The organism is Streptomyces turgidiscabies Car8, from assembly GCF_000331005.1.
GTDB lineage: Bacteria > Actinomycetota > Actinomycetes > Streptomycetales > Streptomycetaceae > Streptomyces > Streptomyces turgidiscabies.
This window is the reverse complement of sequence record NZ_AEJB01000058.1, coordinates 1-20481: the sequence shown is the minus strand read 5'-3', so window position 1 is coordinate 20481 and position 20481 is coordinate 1. Positions and strand designations below refer to the sequence as shown.

Below are 20481 nucleotides of genomic sequence, written 5' to 3'. Positions count from 1 at the left end.
GGTCACGTGCGCCGGCTGCGGAGGGCGCGCCAGGTCGGGGGCTCATCGGCGTTCCTCCTCGTCGCCGGACGATCGGGGGCCCAGGGCCTCCGCCCGGGTGTCCGCGTGCCGGTCCGGTCCCATTCCCGGGTGGGCGGGCCGGCCCGCGGCCTCTCCCCCGCCTCCACTCCGCAGCCGTGCCGCGAACGCCAGCAGCTCCGCGTACTGCTCCCCCAGTCCCGGCGGGCCTTCGCCCATCGGGTCCTTGAAGTAGAAGCCGAGTTGGCTGAGAGGGCCGGAGAGTCCGGCTTCGTGGGCGCGGGCGGTGAGGCGGGCCAGGTCGAGGATCAGGGGGGCCGCCAGGGCCGAGTCACAGCCCTGCCAGGTGGTCTGGAGGATCATGCGGGTGCCGAGGAAGCCGTCGAAGGCGATGTGGTCCCACGCGGTCTTCCAGTCACCGAGGGACGGGACGTCGTCGATGTGGACCACGCCCTCCGGTGTGGTGCCGAGGGTGTCGGTGAGAACGCGTTCCTTGCCGGCGTTCTTGGCCGCCGCAGCGGCGGGGTCGGCGAGGGAGGCCCCGTCTCCCCCGCCGAGGAGGTTGGTGCCCGACCAGGCGCGAACCTCCAGTGCCCGTTGCGTGAACATCGGGCCGAGGACCGACCTGAGCAGGGTCTGGCCCGTTTTGCCGTCCCGGCCCGCGTGGGGCAGACCGCTGGTCGCCGCCTCGGCGGCCAGCGCCGGGTGGTGCAGCCCTGTCGACGGGGTGAAGTTGACGTACGGGCAGCCCGCGCGGAGGGCCGCCGCCGCGTACAGGGAGCTCGGCGGGAGTGCGATGCCGGTGGGGGCCGGTTCCGTGGAAGCCACGTTCACCACCACCGCCCGGGCCAGGTCGTGGCGTCGTACGAAGTCCTGGATGTCCGCGGCGAACGCCGTCACCAGTTCGTCCGGGGTTCGGGTGGTGTCGCCGGGGGCGGGACCGCCGGGTCTGATCTCCCGGTCCGCGGCGGCCAGTTCGGAGGCGATCGCCGGGGTGAGTCCGTAGGGCAGGACGCCGGCCGCCGTCAGTGCCTCGGCACGTTTGGGCAGCGGGCAGTCCACGGTGTCGTGCCCGCCGAAGACGAGGGCCGAGAGGGGCGGGAGGTCGCAGTCCGTGAACGGGGGTGTCTCGGTGACCATGCCCGTGGGCCGGTGCAGTCCCGTTGTCACGGCGGCGCAGCCCGCGACGACGGTGGTGGCGACGGAGCCGCGGGCTCCGATCAGCCATACCCCCACGCGAGTTGGAGGACGGGACGACGACGTGGACATGGGCGGCCTCCTTGTCGTTCACGGTGTTCAGGGTGTTCGCCGAGTTCACGGCGTTCGCGGTGTTCACACCCTCTGGGCGCGGGCCGGGAGGGGAAGGAAGGCGCCCCTCCTGGAGGTCCGGCGTCCCCCGCCCGCCGCCGCTCAGTCGCCCGCGGTGGCCTGACTCACCGGCGCGTTCACGGGCAGTTCCTTGATCCGGATGTCACGGAAGGACACCTGGTCGTCGGCTCCGTGGTTCTGGATGCCGATGTGACCGTCCCGCAGGCTGCGGGCGGGATCGGTGTTGGTGAAATCGTTGATCCGTACGCCGTTGAGCCAGACGCGGAGCCGTTCGCCCTCCACGCGGATCTCGTACGTGTTCCACTCCCCCGGCGGATTCAGCGCACGGTCGCGCTTCCTCAGGTCGGCGGAGCGGAAGCCGTACACGGCCCCGGTGGTGCGGTCGGGGGCGTCGGTCGCGTCGATCTGGATCTCGTAGCCCTTGTCGACCGCCGACCACGGGTCGTCCGAGGGCGGGAAGCCCACGAACACACCGGAGTTGTCGTCGCCTCGGGCCTTCCAGTCCAGTTTCAGCGAGTAGGCGCCGAAGCTCCGGTCGGCGTACCAGAGCAGGCCCATGCCGCCGGACGACGTCAGTGTGCCGTCGTCGGAGACGGTGAAGGTGCCCGGGCCCGCCTGTTGCCACCCTTCCCGCGAGGTGCTGTCGAAGAGGGGCTGGTAGCCGTTCTCCGGCCGGCAGTCGGCCTGGGCCTTGCCGGTGGCCCAGCGCAGACCGCCCAACAGGTGCTGCCTGAGCGCCGGTTCGGTGTACGCGGACGACAGGTGGCCGACGCCGGTGTAGAAGGAGCGTCCGCCCGCGTAGTTGTGGCACCAGGCGATCGGGTGGTCGCCGTTCATCGTGCCGCCGGTGTACGACGACTCGTCGAGGGAGGCCAGGACGTGCACCGAACTCCGGGGATTGGAGCGGTAGTTGTACCACTCGTCGGTACGGTTCCAGTCCGCGCCCAGGGTCGAGGTCGCCGGGTGGGCGCGGTCCTCCACCTTCATCCGGGCCGGCTGGATGGCCGGGTGCCCCTGGAAGTAGGCGCCGACCAGGCCGCCGTAGAAGGCCCAGTCGTACTCCGTGTCGGCCGCCGCGTGGATGCCCACATAGCCGCCGCCGTGGTGGATATAGCCTTCAAAGGAGGCTTGTTGACGAACCGTCAGTACGTCGCCGGTCGTCGAGAGGAAGACGACGGCCGCGTACCGGCGGAGGTTCTTCGGGTTGAACGCCGTCGCGTCCTCCGTCGCGTCGACCCTGAAACCGGCGCTCGCGCCGAGTTCCTTGAGTGCCGTGACGCCGTCGGGGATGGAGTCGTGCCGGAAGGCCGCCGTCTTGGAGAAGACCAGCACCCGGTCGGCGTGCCGTGGTGCGGGCGTGGAGGCGGCCGGGGTCGAGATGCCTCCGAGGAGAAGTGCCGCGCCCACAACAGCGGTGACAGATACTCCTGTTCGTCCGGCCCATCCCTTTCGTTCGGTCGATACTGTTCGTCCCGTCCGTTCTGTTGATCGCATGGCGCGCCTCCCCTCAGCCCGTGGTGAAGGCGAAGTCGTCCACCTCGAACAGGTCGCCGCTCGCCGCTCCCTTGAAGACCAGGTAGAGCGTGGTCGTGCTCTGCGGGGCGTGGGAGAGGGTGGCGGTGACGTCCTGGTAGGTGTCCCAGCCCCCGGTCGCCGGTACGGTCGTACGGCCCAGCACCTTGCCGGTGGGGGAACCCGCGCGGATCTCCAGCTTGCCGCCCGCGCCGGCCGAGGCGACGCGTGCCGTGAGCGACTTGGCGTTGCCCAGGGCGTAGGGCGTGAAGGCGATCCAGTCTCCGTTGTCGATGTCGCCGACTGTCTTGCCGCCGTTCGCCGACTCGCGTGAACTCACTGTCGTGCCGGACGAGTTGTTGAAGTGCTCGGCCTGGCGGTGGGTGGGCTGGATGACGTTCTGGTCATGGGTGGTCAGGGGTGCCTGGCCGCCGCCTCCGAGGTCGGTGTACTGGGCGTCGAAGACCCCGAAGATGTTGGCGTTCGGGTCGTGGCCGCCGTCGGCGCTGGTCTGGATGGTGCCGGAGCAGCCGTTCGCCGAGGTCTGCGGGTGGCCGTGGCTGTCGTGGCCGAGGATGAAGGTGACCTGGACCTTGGTGCAGTCGATGCTCCGGCCGTCCTCCCGGTCGGTGACCTTCACCTTGAACGGGATCGCGTCGCCGAACGCGAACAGCTGTCCGTCCTGCGGGAGTTGGAGGGTCACCTTGGGTGCGGTGTTGCCGACGACGACCTGGACGCTCGCGCTGCCCGTGCGGCCGGTGGCGTCCTTGGCGGTCAGTGTCGCCGTGTACGTTCCGTTCTTCTTGTACTTGTGGGAGGGGTTCGCCGAGGTCGACGTTCCGCCGTCGCCGAAGTCCCAGCTGTAGGTGAGGGCGTCGCCGTCCTGGTCGGTGGTGCCGGCGGAGGAGAACCTCACCTTCAGCGGGGCCTGCCCGGAGGTGACGTCGGCTGCGGCCTGTGCGACCGGGGAGTGGCCGTCGGTGGCGTTCTCGATGCGGTAGAGGGCGGAGTGCTCGTCGCCGCCGAACCAGGAGATGCCGTAGTCGAGGACGTACAGCGCACCGTCCGGACCGAAGGCCATGTCCATCACCTGGGTGCCGGTCCAGGGGATGTCGTTGATGGCCTGGACGGTGCCGTTGTCGTCGCTGCTGATCCGCTTGATCCACTTGCGGCCGAACTCGCCGGCGAAGAAGTCGCCGTCGTACGCCTCCGGGAACTTGACCGGGGAGTCGAGCGAGGCGTCGTAGTGGTAGACGGGACCGCCCATCGGGGACTCGGAGCCGTCGCCGAACTCCGGTACGGACGCGCCGTTGTACGGGATCCAGGCGGCCTGCGCCGGGGGAAGGTCGGTCAGGCCGGTGTTGTGGGGCGAGTTGTTCTTGGGGGCGGCGCAGTCGAAGGCGGCGCCCGAGGCGCCGGTCGCGAAGTCGTAGTCGACGTAGGCGTCGTTGGCGCCGGTGCAGTACGGCCAGCCGAAGTTGCCGGGGCCGGTGACCCGGGCGAACTCGACCTGGCCCGCGGGTCCTCGGGCCGGGTCGGCGGCGCCCGCGTCGGGGCCGTACTCGCCGATGTAGAGGATGCCGGTCGCTTTGTCGACGCTGAAGCGGAACGGGTTACGGAAGCCCATCGCGTAGATCTCGGGGCGCGTCTTGTCCGTGCCCGGTGCGAACAGGTTGCCGTCGGGGACGGTGTACGAGCCGTCCGCGGCGACCTTGACGCGCAGGATCTTGCCGCGCAGGTCGTTGGTGTTGCCGGCCGAACGCTGGGCGTCGAAGGCCGGGTTGCGGTTCGCGCGCTCGTCGATCGGGGTGAAGCCGTCGGACTGGAAGGGGTTGGTGTCGTCGCCCGTCGACAGGTACAGGTTGCCCGCCGCGTCGAAGTCGATGTCGCCGCCGACATGGCAGCACAGGCCGCGCGAGGCGGGGACGTCGAGGATCTTCTTCTCGCTGGCTTTGTCGAGGGTGCCGTCGGCGCCCAGAACGAACCGGGAGAGCCGGTTGACGCCGTCGAAGGGCGCGAAGTCGGCCGCGGTGCCCGTCTCGGGGGCGTCGCCCGCCGGGGTGTTCAACGGGGGCGCGTAGTACAGGTAGACGAAGCGGTTGGAGCTGAACTGCGGGTCCACGCCGATGCCTTGGAGGCCCTCTTCGTCGTGGGAGTAGACGTCGAGCTTGCCGGCCATCCGGGTGTTTCCGGCGGCGTCGGTGATGCGGAGTTCACCGTCGCGAGAGGTGTGCAGGACCGAACGGTCGGGGAGGACGGCGAGCGACATGGGTTCGCCGACCTCCGGTTCCCCCTTGGCCAGGGTGACCTGCTGGAAGTCCTCCGCGGCTGTCACCGCGGGGCTGTCCGCGGGCTCGGCGACGGCTGCGCCGGCCTGGGGTACGGCAAGGGTCAGTGACGCTCCCGCCAGCAGCGCGCCCGTGAACAGGGCCAGCACTCTGCGGACTTGGGGGTGTCGTCTGCGACTCGCGGTTCTGCCGGTGCGGGTGGTGCCGACTTTCGCGTGCACGAATGCCTCCAGAATGGAGCTCGTGGTACATGCGGGTGCGATACGCCGGGGTGCGCCGTCACCCCGGAACAGTCAGGAACAGTCAGAACGGTCAGTACGGTCAGTACGGTCAGTAGCAGCAGCTCAGTCGTTGCTGCCGAACGCCGCGTCGAACGAGGCCGACGGCGGGTCGAAGTCGTACGCCTTGAGCCGGGTCAGCGCCTCGGGGGCGCCCTGGAGCCGGTCCATGCCGGCGTCCTCCCACTCCACGGAGATGGGACCCCGGTAGTCGATGGAGCGCAGCATGCGGAAGATGTCCTCCCAGGGGACGTCGCCGTGGCCGGCCGACACGAAGTCCCAGCCGCGACGCGGGTCGCCCCATGGGAGATGTGAGCCGAGGCGGCCGTTGCGGCCGTCGAGCCGCTTGCGGGCCTCCTTGCAGTCGACGTGGTAGATCCGGTCGCGGAAGTCCCACAGGAAGCCGACCGGGTCCAGGTCCTGCCACACGAAGTGCGAGGGGTCGAAGTTCAGGCCGAAGGCGGGCCGGTGGTCGACTGCCTCCAGGGCGCGCTGGGTCGTCCAGTAGTCGTAGGCGATCTCGCTGGGGTGGACCTCGTGGGCGAACCGCACGCCCTGGGCGTCGAAGACGTCGAGGATCGGGTTCCAGCGGTCGGCGAAGTCCTGGTAGCCGCGGTCGATCATCGGCTGGGGGGCCGGCGGGAACATCGCGACCAGATGCCAGATCGCGGAGCCGGTGAAGCCGATGACGGTGTCGACGCCGAAGGCGGCGGCGGCCCGCGCGGTGTCGGCGATCTCGGCCGCCGCCCGCTGCCGTACGCCCTCCGCGTCGCCGTCACCCCAGATACGGCCGGGCAGGATCGCCTGGTGCCGTTCGTCGATGATGGCGTCGCAGACCGCCTGGCCGACCAGGTGGTTGGAGACCGCCCGGCACTTGAGGCCGTACTTGTCGAGGAGTTGATGGCGGCCCGCCAGGTAGGACGGGTCCGCGAGGGCCTTGTCGACCTCGAAGTGGTCGCCCCAGCAGGCGAGTTCGAGTCCGTCGTAGCCGAAGTCACGGGCGAGGCGGCAGACCTCTTCGAGAGGCAGGTCGGCCCACTGGCCGGTGAAGAGTGTGAAGTCGCGCGGCATTCTCGTCGAGCCTCCTCAGACCGATGCGGATGAGACAGCTATGGGCGTGTAGACGGAGTTCTTCTCCGCGCTCTCCTCGACCGCCGCCAGGACACGTTGCACCTGGAGGCCCTCCGCGAAGGACGGCCTGGGCCGGTTTCCCGCCGCGATCGCGAGGACGAGGTCGCGGGCCTGGTGGACGAAGGTGTGCTCGTAGCCGAGTCCGTGGCCCGGCGGCCACCACGCGTCCAGGTAGGGGTGATCGGGTTCGGTGACGAGGATGCGGCGGAAACCGGCGTGTGTGCCGGGCTCGGTGCCGTCGTGGTACTCGAGTTCGTTGAGGCGTTCCAGGTCGAAGGCCAACGAGCCGTGTTCACCGTTGAGTTCGATGCGCAGGGCGTTCTTGCGGCCGGTCGCGTACCGGGTGGCCTCGAAGGAGGCGAGGGCGCCCGAGGCGAATCGGCCGGTGAAGACGGCGGCGTCGTCCACGGTGACCTGTCCGGCACCGACGGTCGCGGTGGCGGTCAGTCCGTTGACCGTGCCGCCGGGCAACGGGCGTTCCCGTACGAAGGTTTCGGTGAGGGCGGAGACTCCGGCGAGGGGTTCGCCCACGAGGTACTGGGCGAGGTCTACGATGTGGGCGCCCAGATCGCCGAGCGCGCCCGACCCGGCCGTCTCCTTGCGCAGCCGCCAGGTGAGGGGGAACTGTGGGTCCACCAGCCAGTCCTGAAGGTACGTCACCCGTACGTGCCGCAGGCTGCCGAGCCTGCCCTCGGCGACCATGGAACGGGCGAGCGCGGTGGCGGGCAGACGACGGTAGTTGAAGCCGACCATCGCCAACTGGCCGCGACGCTCCGCTTCTTCGGCCGCCGCTGTCATCGCCGTGGCTTCCTCAACGGTGTTGGCGAGGGGCTTCTCGCACAGGACGTGTTTGCCCGCGGCGAGGGCGGCGAGGGCGATCTCGGCGTGGCTGTCGCCGGGGGTGCAGATGTCGACGAGGTCGACGTCGTCCCGTTCGATCAGGGCGCGCCAGTCGGTCTCGGCCGCCGCCCAGCCGTGCCTGGTCGCTGCCGCTCGGACGGCGCGGGGGTCCCGGCCGCAGATCGCGGCGAGTACCGGGCGCCGGGGCAGGTCGAAGACGTGGTTCACGGTGCGCCAGCCCTGGGAGTGGGCTGCGCCCATGAAGGCGTATCCGACCATGCCGACGCCCAGGACCGGCTTTCCGTCCTCGGCGGCGTCTGCCTGCGGCTGTGCCATGCGGAGGTCCTCCTCGTGGTGGTGGGGGGTGATCCAGTGGGTCGGCTGCGGGTGCGTCGTGGCTGGTCGCGCAGTTCCCCGCGCCCCTTGAAAACCCCTTGTCGGGGTCCCTCTACTTGAAGCCGGTCGGCATGTACTGGTCGACGTTGTTCTTGTCGACGACCGCCGAGTAGAGGGTGAGGGACGAGGGGATCTCGAACTCGGCGAGGCCGCTCACCCCCTTGCCCTGGCCCAGTGCGCGGGCCAGGTCGATCGCGGAGGCGGCCATGGTGGGCGGGTAGAGCACGGTCGCCTTCAGGACGCCGTTGTCCTGCTTGATGGCCTGGAAGGCGGAGAGGGCGCCCGCGCCGCCGACCATCAGGAAGTCGTCGCGGCCGGCCTGTTCGATGGCCCGCAGCGCGCCCACGCCCTGGTCGTCGTCGTGGTTCCACAGGGCGTCGAACTTCGACTGCGCCTGCAGGAGTTGGGCCATCTTGGCCTGGCCCGACTCGACCGTGAACTCGGCGGCCTGGCGGGCTACCTTCTTGATGTTCGGGTAGTTCTTCAGGGCGTCGTCGAAGCCCTGGGTGCGCTGCTTGGTCAGCTCCAGGTTGTCGAGGCCCGCGAGTTCGATGACCTTGGCGTCGTCCACGTCCTTGAGCTGTTCGCCGATGTAGTGACCGGCGTTGAGGCCCATGCCGTAGTTGTCGCCGCCTATCCAACAGCGGTAAGCCTGCGGGGTGTTGAAGATCCGGTCCAGGTTGACGACGGGGATTCCGGCGCGCATCGCCTTCAGGCCGACCTGGGTGAGCGCCTTGCCGTCGGCGGGCAGGATCACCAGAACGTCGACCTTCTTGTTGATCAGCGTCTCGATCTGGCCGATCTGCGCGGCGGTGTCGTTCGAGCCCTCGGTGATCTCCAGCGTCACGTCGGAGTACTTCTTCGCCTGGCTCTTCGCGTTGTCGTTGATCGCGTTGAGCCAGCCGTGGTCGGCCTGCGGTCCGGCGAAGCCGATGGTGACGGCCTTGCCGGGGGTGTCGGCGGCGGCCGGCTGCTTGTCGTTCGCCGCGGGCTCGTCGGCGGGCTCGTTGCTGGTGCAACCGGTGAGCAGGACTCCCGCCCCGACGGCGGCGGTCCCGAAGAGAAGTCCTCTGCGGCTTGTGAAAGGCGTCGGCTCTGGCATGGCGGTGAACCCTTTCCTCAGGTCGTGCTTGCGGTGCGGCGCTGGACGAGCACGGCGGCGACGATGATCGCGCCCTTGGCGATCTGCTGCACATCGCTCTGCAGGTTGTTCAGGGCGAAGATGTTGGTGATCGTGGTGAAGATCAGGACGCCCAGGACTGAGCCGACGATGGTGCCGCGACCCCCGCTGAGCAGGGTGCCGCCGATGATCGCGGCGGCGATGGCGTCCAGCTCGTACAGGTTGCCGTTGGTGTTCTGGCCCGAGCCGGACAGGATGATCAGCAGGAATGCGGCGATCCCGCAGCACAGTCCGGACAGGAGGTAGAGGTAGAGGCGCTGGCGGCGGACGTCGATGCCGGCGAGACGGGCGGCCTCCGCGTTGCCGCCCACGGCGACGGTACGGCGGCCGAAGGTGGTGCGGTTCAGGATCAGCCAGCCGAGAATCGTCACTACCGCGAAGACCAGTACCAGGGGCGGGATGCCGAAGATGTAGGCGTCGCGCTCGCCGAGGTCGAGGACGCTGTCGATGGTGACGATCTGTGTCGCGCCGTCGGTGATCTGGAGGGCGAGTCCGCGCGCCGAGGCAAGCATGGCGAGCGTGGCGATGAACGGGACCATCCCGCCGTACGCGATGAGCAGGCCGTTGACCAGTCCGCAGCCCACGCCGACGAGCACCGCGGTGAAGAGGATGCCCGCGAAGCCGTACTCCTGGGTGGCGACGGTGGTCGCCCACACCGAGGAGAGGGCGACGATCGCGCCGACCGACAGGTCGATTCCGCCCGACATGATGACGAAGGTCATGCCGACGGTGACGACGCCGATCACCGAGCCCTGGGTGAGGACGAGTTGGAGGTTGCGGGTGTCGAGGAACTCGTCGGGCTTGGTGATGCCGCCGACGACGATCAGTGCGGCGAGGACACCGAGGAGGGAGAGGGTGCGGACGTCGGCGCGGGCCACCATGCCGCGCCAGGCCGGGAGTTGACCGGCCGCCGGGACCTTGTCGGTGGTGTCGCGCGGCGGGGACACGGGCTGTGTCATGACGCGGGGCCCCTTTCACCGGCCACGGAGCTGCCGGTCGCGGATCTGCCGCCCGCGGAACTTGTGCTGGCCACAGGGGCTCCTTCCATCACGAGGTCGAGCACGCGGTGTTCGTCGAGTTCGCGGGCGGGTGCCGTGTGGACGACCTGGCCCTCGCGCAGGACCAGGACACGGTCGGCGAGGCCGAGCACCTCGGGCACTTCGCTGGAGACCAGCAGGACGGCGAGGCCCTCGTCGGCGAGGCGGCGGATGACCGCGTACAGCTCGGCACGGGCACCGACGTCGACGCCCCGGGTCGGTTCGTCGAGCAGCAGGACACGGCAGCCGCGCAGCAGCCAGCGGGCGAGGACCGCCTTCTGCTGGTTGCCGCCGGAGAGGGTGCGCACCGGTACGGAGGGGTTGTCGGGCCGTAGTGACAGCTCGCGGGTGGCGGCTCGGGCGGCGCCCAGTTCGGCACCCCGGTCGATCCAGCCGCCGCGTGCGAAACGGGACATGGAGGAGACCGACACATTGCGGGTGACGGACTCCAGCATCAGCAGGGCCTGCGCCTTGCGTTCCTCGGGGGCGAGCCCGAGCCCGGCACGCACTGCGGCCCGCACACTGCCCGGCCTCAACACCCTTCCGTCGACCAGCACTTGGCCGGCGGTCGGTTTGCGGGCGCCGTAGATCGTCTCCAGGATCTCCGAGCGCCCCGACCCGACCAGTCCGGCGAGGCCCACGATCTCGCCGGGCCGCACGGTGAGGTCGACGGGCGCGAACTCGCCTTCCCTGGCGAGCCCCTGGACTTCGAGGACGGGTGTGCCGGCCGCGTCCGCCGGTGTGGTGGGGCGTTCCGGGAAGACGTACTCGACGTTGCGGCCCGTCATCAGGGCGACTACCTCGCGGGTCGGGGTGGACTTCGCGGGGAGTCCGCCGGCCACCGCCCGGCCGTCCTTGAGGACGGTCACACGGTCGCCGATGCGGCGGATCTCCTCCAGGCGGTGCGAGATGTAGACGACGGCGACCCCGGCGGCGGTCAGGTCGCCGACGATCCGGAAGAGGTTGTCGACCTCCTCCGGGTCGAGCGCGGCGGACGGCTCGTCCATGACGATCAGCCGTACGTCGTGGGAGAGCGCCCGCGCCATGGACACGATCTGCTGCTGCGCCGCCGACAACTCTCCGACCAGGCGCCCGGGACCGACCTCCGGATGACCGAGTCGCTTGAGGAGAGCTGCGGTTGATGTCTTCGCCGTCTTGCCTCGTACGACGAAGCCGGCGGTCGTGGGTTCATGGCCGAGGTGGACGTTCTCGGCCACCGACAGGCCCTCCACCAGGTCGAGTTCCTGGTAGATGGTCGCGATGCCGAGGCGCATGGCGGCGATGGGCGAACGCAGGGTGACCGGCTCGCCGCGCCAGTTGATGGTGCCGCCGTCGGGCTGGTGGGCGCCCGCCAGGACCTTGATGAGGGTGGACTTGCCGGCTCCGTTCTGGCCGAGCAGACAGTGCACTTCGCCGGCCTGGACGTCGAGGTCGACGCCGTCGAGGGCCCGGACTCCGGGGAACGACTTGGTGATGCCGGACATGCTGAGCAGCGGTGGTTCTGGTGCCATGACGGTTCCCCTTGGCGGGCGTGCGGGCCGGTTGCAGGGTGGATCGCTTGCTGGGCAGGCGTTTTCAGGCAGGGCAGAGCGGGGCGCTGTGCTGGTGGTGTGCGTCAGGTGACGTGGGTACGGAGTCGGCTTACGCGGGTGAGAACAGGTGGTCGCTGATGAGCCGGGCGGCGCCGATTACTCCAGCGGTGGGGCCCAACTCCCCCAGAACGATGGGCAGGTTGCCGGTCGCCAGGGGCAGCGACTGGCGGTAGACCTGGGTACGGATCGCGGCGAGCAGGGTGTGGCCGAGGCCGGTCACCCCGCCGCCGATCACCACCAGGCCGGGGTTGAAGAAGCTGACGAGACCGGCGATGACCTGGCCGGTGCGGTTGCCGCCCTCGCGGATCAGGTCGAGCGAGGTGGCGTCCCCGGCGGCAGCGGCGGCGGCGACGTCGACGGCGCTCAGGGAGCCGCTCGCCTCCCACCGGGCGGCGAGTTCCGCCGAAAGTCCTTGCTGGGCCGCCTCTTTGGCGTCGCGGGCGAGAGCGGCGCCACTGAAGTGGGCTTCCAGGCAGCCCCGGTTGCCGCAGGCACAGGGGCGCCCGTCGGGCACCGCCTGGATGTGCCCGATGTCGCCGGCACTGCCCGTCACGCCGCGGTGGACCTCACCGCCGACGACGATGCCGCAGCCGATACCGGTGCCGATCTTGACGCAGAGGAAGTCGCCCACGGAACGGGCGACGCCCGCGTGCTGCTCCCCCATCGCCATCAGGTTCACGTCGTTGTCGACCATCACCGGGCAGCCCAGTTCCTGGCTGAGTGCCTCCCGTACGGGGAAGCCGTCCCAGCCGGGCATGATCGGCGGGGCGACCGGTATGCCCTCGGGGAAGCGGACCGGGCCCGGGACGCCGATGCCGGCGCCGTCGAACCCCTCCGCGAGCCCGGACGCCCTCAACTTGGCTGCCATCGACAGGACTTGCTCGAAGACCGCGACCGGGCCCTCGCGTACGTCCATGGGCTGGTTGAGGTGTCCCAGCACTTCCAGTTCGGCGTTGGTGACCGCGATGTCGATCGAGGTCGCGCCGATGTCGACGCCGAGGAAGCGCAGGGCCGGGGCGAGCCGGATGTTGTGGGAGCGGCGGCCACCCCGGGAGGCGGCGAGTCCGTCGGCCACGATCAGGCCCGTCTCCAGGAGGCGGTCCACCTCCACGGCCAGTTTGGAGCGTGACAGGTCGACCTGGTCCCCCAGCTGGGCCCGGGAGTTGGGCCCTCCGTCACGCAGCAGCCGCAGCAGTCGGGCCTGGTGGGAGTTCGCGGGTCGTGCGGTCATACGTCTCACAAGCCCCTCCCAGCCTGGTCGGGCACCAACCTGCCACGATTTCCGGCCACTTCGCCGGGCTTTCGAGTGGAACGTAGCAGCGACTGCCGGGGCTGGGAAGAAGTTGAGCACAGATTGAGGCTGACTTCTTCCATTTAGAGGACAAAGAACGGGACGCGGCGAGGGCTCGTGGAACGTGTTCCGGAGCCGCAACCGTCACGGGCAGAGGACGACCTGCCCGGCGTAGGAGAGGTTGCCGCCGAAGCCGAACAGGAGGACGGGGTCGCCGGTGGAGATCTCGCCGCGCTCGACCAGTTTGGAGAAGGCAAGCGGGATGCTGGCGGCCGAGGTGTTGCCGGACTCGACGACATCGCGGGCCACGACGGCGTTCACCGCGCCGATCTTCGCCGCCAGTGGCTCGATGATGCGCAGGTTGGCCTGGTGCAGGACGACGGCGGCGAGGTCCTCGGGGGCGAGACCGGCGCGCTCACAGGCCTGGCGGGCGATGCGCGGCAGCTGGGTGGTGGCCCAGCGGTAGACGCTCTGCCCCTCCTGCGCGAACACGGGGGGCGTGCCCTCGATCCGTACCGCGTGGCCCATCTCGGGCACCGACCCCCACAGCACGGGCCCGATTCCGGCGGGCCCCTGAGCGTCCGCGGCGGCGGGCGGGCAGGCCTCGACGACGGCGGCGCCCGCCCCGTCTCCGACGAGTACGCAGGTCGTGCGGTCGGTCCAGTCCGTCACCGCGGACATCTTGTCGGCGCCGATGACGAGGGCCCGCACCGATCCCCCGGCCCGGACCGCGTGGTCGGCCGTGGCCAGGGCGTGGGTGAAGCCGGCGCACACGACGTTGAGGTCCATCGTGGCCGCCGAGGGGATGCCGAGGCGGTTCGCGACCCGGGCGGCCATGTTCGGGGAGCGGTCGACGGCCGTCGAGGTGGCGACGAGGACGAGGTCGATCTCGCTCGCGGCCAGGCCCGCGGCGGCGAGCGCCTTGGCGGCGGCGTGCGCGGCCAGCTCGTCCACGGGCTCGTCGGGCCCGGCGATGTGGCGCGTACGAATGCCCACCCGGCTTCTGATCCACTCGTCGTTGGTGTCGACCAGGCCCGCCAGGTCCTCGTTCGTGAGTACCTTGGCGGGCTGGTAGTGACCGACGGCGGCGATGCGCGAGCCGTTCATGGGTGGGTCCCCTTTGCTGCTTTGCGGTAGCGGGATCCTCCAGTCTGATCAGTGACTCACCAGTACGACGGCACGCGATGCCACAGGATTAACGCGGCCGGGTTGTCGGCTTCCATCAGCCCTGTCTGTGACCGAACACCTACCCTGTGAACAGCTGTGTCGCCTTCTGCACCAGTTCGTAGATGCCGTAACAGAGCGGCAGCCCCACCCACAGCCAGGCGAAGGCGATCAGGGGCCGACGGTCGGGCGGCCCCGCGTTCTCAGACGGACTGCTCTCGCTGGACATCGGCGGCCTCCTTCGGCGCGGGCACGTGGTGACGGGGATCGACGGGGCGGACGAGTTCGTTGGCGACGAAGCCGACGGCGAGCAGTCCGATCATGATGGCGAACGACGTCCCGTAGAGCGCCGAGCCGTGTTTGCCGGCCTCCTCCTGGCGGTCGGCGATCCAGTTGACGATCAGCGGGCCGAGGACCCCGGCCGTGGACCAGGCGGTGAGCAGCCGTCCGTGGATCGCGCCGACCTGGTAGGTCCCGAAGAGGTCCTTCAGGTAGGCGGGGATGGTGGCGAACCCGCCGCCGTAGAAGGAGAGGATCACCAGGGCGCACAGGATGAACAGCGGCTTGGAGGAGTCCCCGAACCAGGCTATCGACGCGTACATCAGCGCCCCGACGCCGAGGTAGACGCGGTAGATGTTCTTGCGGCCGATCAGGTCGGAGGTGGACGACCAGCCGATCCGGCCCGCCATGTTGGCCGCCGAGAGCAGCGCGACGAAGCCGGCCGCCGCCGACACCGAGACGGGTGTGGAGCTGTCCGCGAAGAAGTCCTTGATCATCGGCGCGGCCTTCTCCAGGATGCCGATGCCGGCGGTCACGTTCATACAGAGGATGACCCACAGGCACCAGAACTGCGGGGTCCGCACGGCGCTGCGCGCGGAGACCTGGACGCCCGTGAGGGCACTCGGTCCGCTCGGTTCGCCGACGGCGGGCTTCGCACCGCGCGGCACGCGGACCAGGAGCACTCCGAGCGACATGAACGCGGCGTACGACAGTCCGTGCACGAGGAAGGCGAGGGCGATCCCGGAGCTGTCGGAGCCGAACGACTCCAGCATCTGCGCCGACCACGGCGAGGCGATGAGCGCGCCGCCGCCGAAGCCCATGATCGCGATGCCGGTGGCCATGCCGGGCCGGTCGGGGAACCACTTGATGAGGGTGGAGACGGGCGAGATGTAGCCGATGCCCAGGCCGATGCCGCCGACGAAGCCGTAGCCGAAGACGATCAGCCAGTACTGCTCGGTGGCGGCGCCGAGCGAGGCGAGGAGGAAGCCGGAGGAGAAGCAGACCAGGGCGACGGTCATGGCCCAGCGCGGCCCGTTGCGCTCGACGAGGGTGCCGCCGAACGCGGCGGACAGGCCGAGCATCACTATGCCGAGCTGGAAGGGCAGCGCGCTCTGGGTGCCGCTGAGGCCGAGCGCGGATTCCAGCGGCGGCTTGAAGACGCTCCAGGCGTAGGCCTGACCGATGGAGAGGTGGACCGAGAGGGCGGCCGGAGGAACGAGCCAGCGGCTCCAGCCGGGCGGTGCTACAGGGGGACTCATGATCCCGGACGATAGGAACCGGCCGCACGGTTGGGAAGGCGGCCGGTCGAACTCGCCGACCGTATGCGGTGAACGGTATCCGCACTGCGCCGAACGGTCGTTCGGACCGGACGAACGGCATCCCCGGTCGCCCGGAGCACCCCTTCCCGGCCACCGTCTCTCCGCCTCCCGGCCCACCGGCGCCGCACCGGACCCGTGCCGCACCTCTTGCCGACCCAACTCCCATACTGTAGACAATATGTCGTCAACCCGTTCCCTCGCGACGGCAGAACTCCGGGCCCGCGGCGCCACCTCGCGCGTGCAGGACAATGAGAACGAGAAGGTCACCTACCAGCACGTACAGAACCGGGGCTGATCAGGACATGGGACGAGTCACCGAACGCCGCAGGGTGATCCGGATCCGGGACGGGGCGATCTCCACCCGGCCGGACACGCTCGTCGCCGAGGAACCCATGGAGATCCGGCTGAACGGCAAGCCGATCGCCATCACCATGCGGACCCCGGGCGACGACTTCGCGCTCGCCGCCGGCTTCCTGGTGAGCGAGGGCGTGCTCGGCGAGAGGCGCGAACTCCAGAACATCGTGTACTGCGCGGGGGCCACGGAGGACGGCTCGAACACGTACAACGTGGTGGATGTGCGGACGGCTCCGGACGTGGTGCTGCCCGACATCACGCTGGAGCGGAACGTGTACACGACGTCCTCGTGCGGCCTGTGCGGAAAGGCCAGCCTGGACGCCGTGCGTACGACGGCCCGCTGGGCGATCGACGACGGCGCCGACGCTCCCCCGGTCCGGCTGGCACCCGAGCTGCTCGCGAGCCTCCCCGACCGGCTCCGCGCATCCCAGCGGGTGTTCGACCGGACCGGGGGTCTGCACGCGGCGGCCCTGTTCACGGAGGAGGGCGAACTGCTCGACATCCGTGAGGACGTGGGCCGGCACAACGCGGTCGACAAACTGGTCGGCCGGGCGCTGCAGAACGGCGACCTGCCGCTGTCCCGGGTGATCCTGCTGGTCTCCGGCCGGGCGTCGTTCGAGCTGGCGCAGAAGGCGGTCATGGCCGGGATTCCGGTGCTGGCAGCCGTCTCGGCGCCCTCGTCACTCGCCGTCGACCTGGCGGCCGAGTCGGGGCTGACCCTGGTGGGGTTCCTCCGGGGCAGCAACATGAACGTGTACGCGGGCGAGGACCGTATCGCCCTGCAGGCCGCGGCCTCCCAGGGCTGAGCGGTTTCCCCGCGGCACGGCGGCGGGGCCTCGAACGGCGGGGAGCGCCCCCTGCGCCGGTGGGGCCCCGCTTCTGCCCACCGGGCCGCCGGCCGCTAGCGCGTGCCCGACACCCGGGTCAGCAGGCCCAGGAACAGCTCGCGTTCCACGCCCGAGAGCGGCGCCAGCAGTTCGTCGTTGGCCCTGCGGGCGGCCCGCTCACAGCGGGCCAGCAGTTTTCGTCCCTCCGACGTGACCGTCACCGCGTTCTTGCGCCGGTCGCGCGGATCGGGTGTGCGCACGACCAGTGAGGCGTGCTCGAGGTCGTTGAGCACGCCGACCATGTCCTTGGCGTCGAGACCCACCCCGCGCACCAGTTCGGCCTGCGCGACCGGGCCCACCTCCGCGACGGCGGAGAGCACCACGTGATGCCACATCTTCAGCCCCTCGTCCGCCAGTGCGGCGGCGACCAGCGCCCGTCCGCGGTCGGCGGCCCTCCCCAGGATCCAGCTGGGGAGGACGCGTATGGAACGAAGTTCGACAGACATGCGGAAAGACTAACCAATAATCATTGGACCTCCCAATGGTTATACGTTTATCGTTGGGGCTCCCAACGGTTTCTGGTCGTGCGAGGAAAGAGGTGCGGATGCGGCGCGTTCGGTACGGGCACACAGGTGGTCCCCTGTTCCTGGAGGAGGCCCCCCTGCCGGAGCCCGGGCCCGGCGAGCTCCTCGTGCGCTGTGAGGCGGTGGGCGTCACCCTCCCCGCCGTCCGCAAGGTGACCGAGGCGGCCGAGCCGGCCGCGCTGGGCGGCGAGATCGCCGGTGAGGTCGTGGCGCTGGGCGCCGGAGTGACCGGTTTCCGACGGGGTGAGCGGGTGACCGGGCTCTGTTTCGGCCACGCCTACGCCGACTTCGCGGTGCTCCAGGAGGCCATGGCCTCCCCCGTACCCGACGACGCCTCCCCGGTGGAGGCGGTCGCGCTCGTCCGCAGCGGGCTGGTAGCCCTCGGCGCGCTGTCCGCCGCCCGCCCCGCAGCGGGCGAAACAGCGCTGATCACAGGCGCGGCGAGCGGTGTCGGGCATCTCGCGGTGCAGCTCGCGCGGACGCGCGGCGCGTCCCGGGTGGCCGGCGCCGTCTCCGACCCGGCCAAGGCCGACTTCGTGCGCTCCCTCGGAGCCGACGAGGTCGTCACGTACGACCGCATGGGGCGCGGCGACCGGTCCGCGCCCGTGGACTACGTCCTCGACGCGGTCGGCGGGGAACTGCTCACCCCGGCGCTGGCCGCCCTCGCGCCCGGCGGACGGCTCGTCGCGTACAGCTCGGGCGGCGGGACCGTCCAGGCGTACGACCTGCGGGTGGGCTCCACGACCGTCACCGGCTTCCAGCTGCGCCGAATAGCCCTCGAGCGACCCGAGTTGTACGAGCGGTGGCGCCGCGAACTGTGGCGGCTGTTCACCGAAGGAGCCGTACGACCGGTGGTGCACGGGGAGTTCGCGCTTGCGGACGCGGCCGGCGCGCACCGGGTCATCGAGTCCCGGACCAACCTCGGCAAGGTTGTCCTGATCCCTTGACACACGGTTCTTGTGGGGCGGCTGAGCATCCAACTACCGTCTGATGCGCGCACGTTGGACGTAGGATGTCCAGATTTTCGGATGCCCAATTGTTCAGATGTCCAGACCTCTGAAGTCACGAACTCTGAAGTCCAGACGCATGAAGTCCAGACGTTGAAGGGCAGGGCCGTACATGCCGTCAAGTCTTCGCGCACGTCTCAGATACACCCTCACGGCCGTGTTCACCACGGCCGCTCTGCTGCTCGCCATGCCGAGCCCCGCAGGCGCCGAACAGGCCACCCCCACGGCCACGTTCGAGCAGCAGGTGCTCTTCCGGGCCTCCCAGGACCCCGGTTACGCCTGCTACCGGATCCCCGCGATCGTCCGGACCCTGAAGGGCACGCTGCTGGCGTTCGCCGAGGGGCGGAAGGACAACTGCGGGGACGCCGGTGACATCGATATCGTTGTCAAGCGGTCCACCGACGACGGGCGCACCTGGGGCCCGGTCCAGGTGGTCGAGGACGGCGGGGTCGACACGCACGGCAACCCGGCGCCCATCGTGGACCGGGAGACCGGCCGCATCCTCCTGGCCCAGAGCTGGAACACCGGCCGGGGCGGCGGCAACTGCCCGGTGCCGTGCGACCGCAGCCCGCATCTGCAGTACAGCGACGACGACGGGGTGACCTGGTCCGACCCTCGGGACCTGAGCGCCGAGATCATGCCGCCCGAGTGGAACTCCTGGTACGCGACGGGCCCTGTGCACGGCCTCCAGCTCACCCGGGGCGAGCACGCCGGCCGGCTCGTCTTCGGCGTCAACACCGAGACCTGGGACGGCAGTCGGATCAGCGCCAACCACGCGGCGCTGATCATCAGCGACGACGGGGGCGACCACTGGAAGGTCGGCGCCACCGACAGCTGGCCGATCGCGGCGGACGGCACCTTCCGGCAGAAACCGTCCGAGGTGACGCTCACCGAGCGCTCGGACGGGGTGATCCTGGTCAGCGGGCGTGAACAGGACGGTACCGATCTCGGCCACCGCACCCAGGCCTTCAGCGCGGACGGCGGCAGCAGCTTCCTCACCCCGTTCCGGGCCCTCCCGGATCTCTACGCACCCCAGGTCCAGTGCTCCACCGTGGGCTTCGGCGCCCGTGTGCTGCTGGCCTGCCCGGGCGACCCCGACCGGCGCCGGACGATGATGATCCGCTCCTCCTACGACGGCGGGCGCACCTGGGACAGCGTCGACCGGGGCACGGTCGTGACGCGGGACTGGTCGGGCTACTCCGACCTGGTGAAGATCGACAGCGAGACGGTGGGCCTGATGTACGAGGGCGGCGCCGTGGACGCACGCGACGAGATCCGCTTCGCCCGCTTCACCGAGGGCTGGCTGACGCCCGCGCGCGGCCCGGACCCGACCACCCGTGACCTGGCGCCGGGCGCCCGTCCGGCCGCCGTCCTCGGCGGTGCCACGCAGACCACCGGGGTGTTCGGCGGCGGCGCGCTGGAGTTCGACGGTGTGGACGACGCCGTACGTCTCCCGTACAGCGACCGTCTGCCGCTCGGCACCAAGGACTTCACGGTGGCCCTCTGGTTCCGGACCACGGCGACGACGGGTGACCGGCCGCTCCTGTGGATGGGCGGGGTCGGCTCGACCCAGCCGCAGGTCTGGCTGCGCGCCGAACCCGCGAGCAACCGGGTCCGGGGTCTGATGACCGTCCGGGACGGCGCGTCGGCCGTCAGGACGGCTTCCGCGACCTCCGTGGGCACCTACAACGACGGCCAGTGGCACTTCGCGGCCCTGCGCCGTGGCGGCGGCCAGTTCACCCTCTTCGTCGACGGTACGGCGGTCAGTGTGGCGGACGTCGCCGGGTCGGTCAGCCGCAACTCGGTGTTCGGGGTGCACCTCGGGCAGCGGGTGGACAGCCTGCAGCACTTCAGCGGTGCGATCGACGATGTCCGGGTCTGGGACCGGGCGTTGGACACCGCGGAACTGTCCACGGCCTCCATGACGGCGACCGTGGACGAGGCGGCGGCCACGAGCAGCACGGTGCTGTGGCTGCCCCTGGACCAGGTGAACGAGAGTCGTTCGCATCGCCGGCGTTCCTGACGGCGTACGGAGATCGCCTTTCGCGCGAGGAC

At 70.2% G+C, this 20481-nt stretch carries 16 protein-coding genes; 3 read left to right on the top strand and 13 right to left on the bottom strand.

The window, feature by feature from the left end:
• Window positions 1–42: 42 nt before the first annotated feature.
• From STRTUCAR8_RS03870 to STRTUCAR8_RS03820, 12 genes are all read right to left on the bottom strand, one after another.
• Window positions 43–1287, bottom strand: coding sequence for an inositol-3-phosphate synthase (locus STRTUCAR8_RS03870; protein WP_006374106.1), 1245 nt, complete (start codon window positions 1285–1287; stop codon window positions 43–45).
• Between the two features lie 141 nt (window positions 1288–1428).
• Entirely contained in the window at window positions 1429–2754 is a 1326-nt protein-coding gene (locus tag STRTUCAR8_RS03865) for a ThuA domain-containing protein (protein ID WP_044471588.1), read from the bottom strand.
• 100 nt (window positions 2755–2854) lie between these two features.
• A complete protein-coding gene (locus STRTUCAR8_RS03860) occupies window positions 2855–5368 on the bottom strand; it encodes a PQQ-dependent sugar dehydrogenase (RefSeq protein WP_006374109.1) in 2514 nt (837 codons plus the stop codon).
• 123 nt (window positions 5369–5491) lie between these two features.
• The gene (locus STRTUCAR8_RS03855) at window positions 5492–6496 is read right to left on the bottom strand and encodes a sugar phosphate isomerase/epimerase family protein (protein ID WP_006374101.1); all 1005 of its coding nucleotides are present in this window, start codon (window positions 6494–6496) and stop codon (window positions 5492–5494) included.
• A 15-nt stretch (window positions 6497–6511) separates the two neighbouring features.
• A complete protein-coding gene (locus STRTUCAR8_RS03850; RefSeq protein ID WP_006374099.1) occupies window positions 6512–7732 on the bottom strand; it encodes a Gfo/Idh/MocA family protein in 1221 nt (406 codons plus the stop codon).
• A gap of 112 nt (window positions 7733–7844) precedes the next feature.
• Window positions 7845–8894: a substrate-binding domain-containing protein gene (locus STRTUCAR8_RS03845; protein WP_006374107.1), complete on the bottom strand. Its 1050-nt coding sequence runs from the start codon at window positions 8892–8894 to the stop codon at window positions 7845–7847.
• A gap of 17 nt (window positions 8895–8911) precedes the next feature.
• Complete coding sequence (locus tag STRTUCAR8_RS03840; protein WP_044471587.1) at window positions 8912–9931, bottom strand: ABC transporter permease; 1020 nt, start codon at window positions 9929–9931, stop codon at window positions 8912–8914.
• A complete protein-coding gene (locus STRTUCAR8_RS03835) occupies window positions 9928–11520 on the bottom strand; it encodes a sugar ABC transporter ATP-binding protein (protein ID WP_006374111.1) in 1593 nt (530 codons plus the stop codon). Before STRTUCAR8_RS03835 ends, STRTUCAR8_RS03840 begins: the two co-directional genes overlap by 4 nt.
• Before the next feature lie 130 nt (window positions 11521–11650).
• Entirely contained in the window at window positions 11651–12832 is a 1182-nt protein-coding gene (locus STRTUCAR8_RS03830) for an ROK family transcriptional regulator (protein ID WP_006374105.1), read from the bottom strand.
• A gap of 204 nt (window positions 12833–13036) precedes the next feature.
• Window positions 13037–13999: a beta-ketoacyl-ACP synthase III gene (locus STRTUCAR8_RS03825; protein ID WP_006374114.1), complete on the bottom strand. Its 963-nt coding sequence runs from the start codon at window positions 13997–13999 to the stop codon at window positions 13037–13039.
• Between the two features lie 139 nt (window positions 14000–14138).
• Window positions 14139–14285, bottom strand: coding sequence for an MFS transporter small subunit (locus tag STRTUCAR8_RS53165; RefSeq protein ID WP_006374097.1), 147 nt, complete (start codon window positions 14283–14285; stop codon window positions 14139–14141).
• Window positions 14260–15594 (bottom strand): OFA family MFS transporter, encoded by a 1335-nt coding sequence (locus tag STRTUCAR8_RS03820; protein WP_006374112.1) that lies wholly within the window; start codon window positions 15592–15594, stop codon window positions 14260–14262. Before STRTUCAR8_RS03820 ends, STRTUCAR8_RS53165 begins: the two co-directional genes overlap by 26 nt.
• Window positions 15595–15956: 362 nt before the next feature.
• Here STRTUCAR8_RS03820 and fdhD point away from each other — a divergent pair, with 362 nt between their 5' ends.
• The gene (gene fdhD, locus STRTUCAR8_RS03815) at window positions 15957–16814 is read left to right on the top strand and encodes a formate dehydrogenase accessory sulfurtransferase FdhD (RefSeq protein WP_006374103.1); all 858 of its coding nucleotides are present in this window, start codon (window positions 15957–15959) and stop codon (window positions 16812–16814) included.
• Window positions 16815–16909: 95 nt separating this feature from the next.
• On the opposite strand, the gene STRTUCAR8_RS03810 is transcribed toward fdhD, so the two are convergent.
• Window positions 16910–17341: a MarR family winged helix-turn-helix transcriptional regulator gene (locus STRTUCAR8_RS03810; protein ID WP_006374110.1), complete on the bottom strand. Its 432-nt coding sequence runs from the start codon at window positions 17339–17341 to the stop codon at window positions 16910–16912.
• 98 nt (window positions 17342–17439) lie between these two features.
• Here STRTUCAR8_RS03810 and STRTUCAR8_RS03805 point away from each other — a divergent pair, with 98 nt between their 5' ends.
• Window positions 17440–18366 (top strand): quinone oxidoreductase family protein, encoded by a 927-nt coding sequence (locus STRTUCAR8_RS03805; RefSeq protein ID WP_044471586.1) that lies wholly within the window; start codon window positions 17440–17442, stop codon window positions 18364–18366.
• Window positions 18367–18538: 172 nt separating this feature from the next.
• Window positions 18539–20449: a sialidase family protein gene (locus tag STRTUCAR8_RS03800; RefSeq protein ID WP_044471585.1), complete on the top strand. Its 1911-nt coding sequence runs from the start codon at window positions 18539–18541 to the stop codon at window positions 20447–20449.
• Window positions 20450–20481: the final 32 nt, after the last annotated feature.

Coding starts and splice junctions, on each gene's coding strand:
- STRTUCAR8_RS03870 (WP_006374106.1), bottom strand. CDS start 1,287: ATGTCCACGTCGTCGTCCCGTCCTCCAACTCGCGTGGGGGTATGGCTG.
- STRTUCAR8_RS03855 (WP_006374101.1), bottom strand. CDS start 6,496: ATGCCGCGCGACTTCACACTCTTCACCGGCCAGTGGGCCGACCTGCCT.
- STRTUCAR8_RS03850 (WP_006374099.1), bottom strand. CDS start 7,732: ATGGCACAGCCGCAGGCAGACGCCGCCGAGGACGGAAAGCCGGTCCTG.
- STRTUCAR8_RS03845 (WP_006374107.1), bottom strand. CDS start 8,894: ATGCCAGAGCCGACGCCTTTCACAAGCCGCAGAGGACTTCTCTTCGGG.
- STRTUCAR8_RS03840 (WP_044471587.1), bottom strand. CDS start 9,931: ATGACACAGCCCGTGTCCCCGCCGCGCGACACCACCGACAAGGTCCCG.
- STRTUCAR8_RS03835 (WP_006374111.1), bottom strand. CDS start 11,520: ATGGCACCAGAACCACCGCTGCTCAGCATGTCCGGCATCACCAAGTCG.
- STRTUCAR8_RS03830 (WP_006374105.1), bottom strand. CDS start 12,832: ATGACCGCACGACCCGCGAACTCCCACCAGGCCCGACTGCTGCGGCTG.
- STRTUCAR8_RS03825 (WP_006374114.1), bottom strand. CDS start 13,999: ATGAACGGCTCGCGCATCGCCGCCGTCGGTCACTACCAGCCCGCCAAG.
- STRTUCAR8_RS53165 (WP_006374097.1), bottom strand. CDS start 14,285: ATGTCCAGCGAGAGCAGTCCGTCTGAGAACGCGGGGCCGCCCGACCGT.
- STRTUCAR8_RS03820 (WP_006374112.1), bottom strand. CDS start 15,594: ATGAGTCCCCCTGTAGCACCGCCCGGCTGGAGCCGCTGGCTCGTTCCT.
- fdhD (WP_006374103.1), top strand. CDS start 15,957: ATGGGACGAGTCACCGAACGCCGCAGGGTGATCCGGATCCGGGACGGG.
- STRTUCAR8_RS03810 (WP_006374110.1), bottom strand. CDS start 17,341: ATGTCTGTCGAACTTCGTTCCATACGCGTCCTCCCCAGCTGGATCCTG.
- STRTUCAR8_RS03805 (WP_044471586.1), top strand. CDS start 17,440: ATGCGGCGCGTTCGGTACGGGCACACAGGTGGTCCCCTGTTCCTGGAG.
- STRTUCAR8_RS03800 (WP_044471585.1), top strand. CDS start 18,539: ATGCCGTCAAGTCTTCGCGCACGTCTCAGATACACCCTCACGGCCGTG.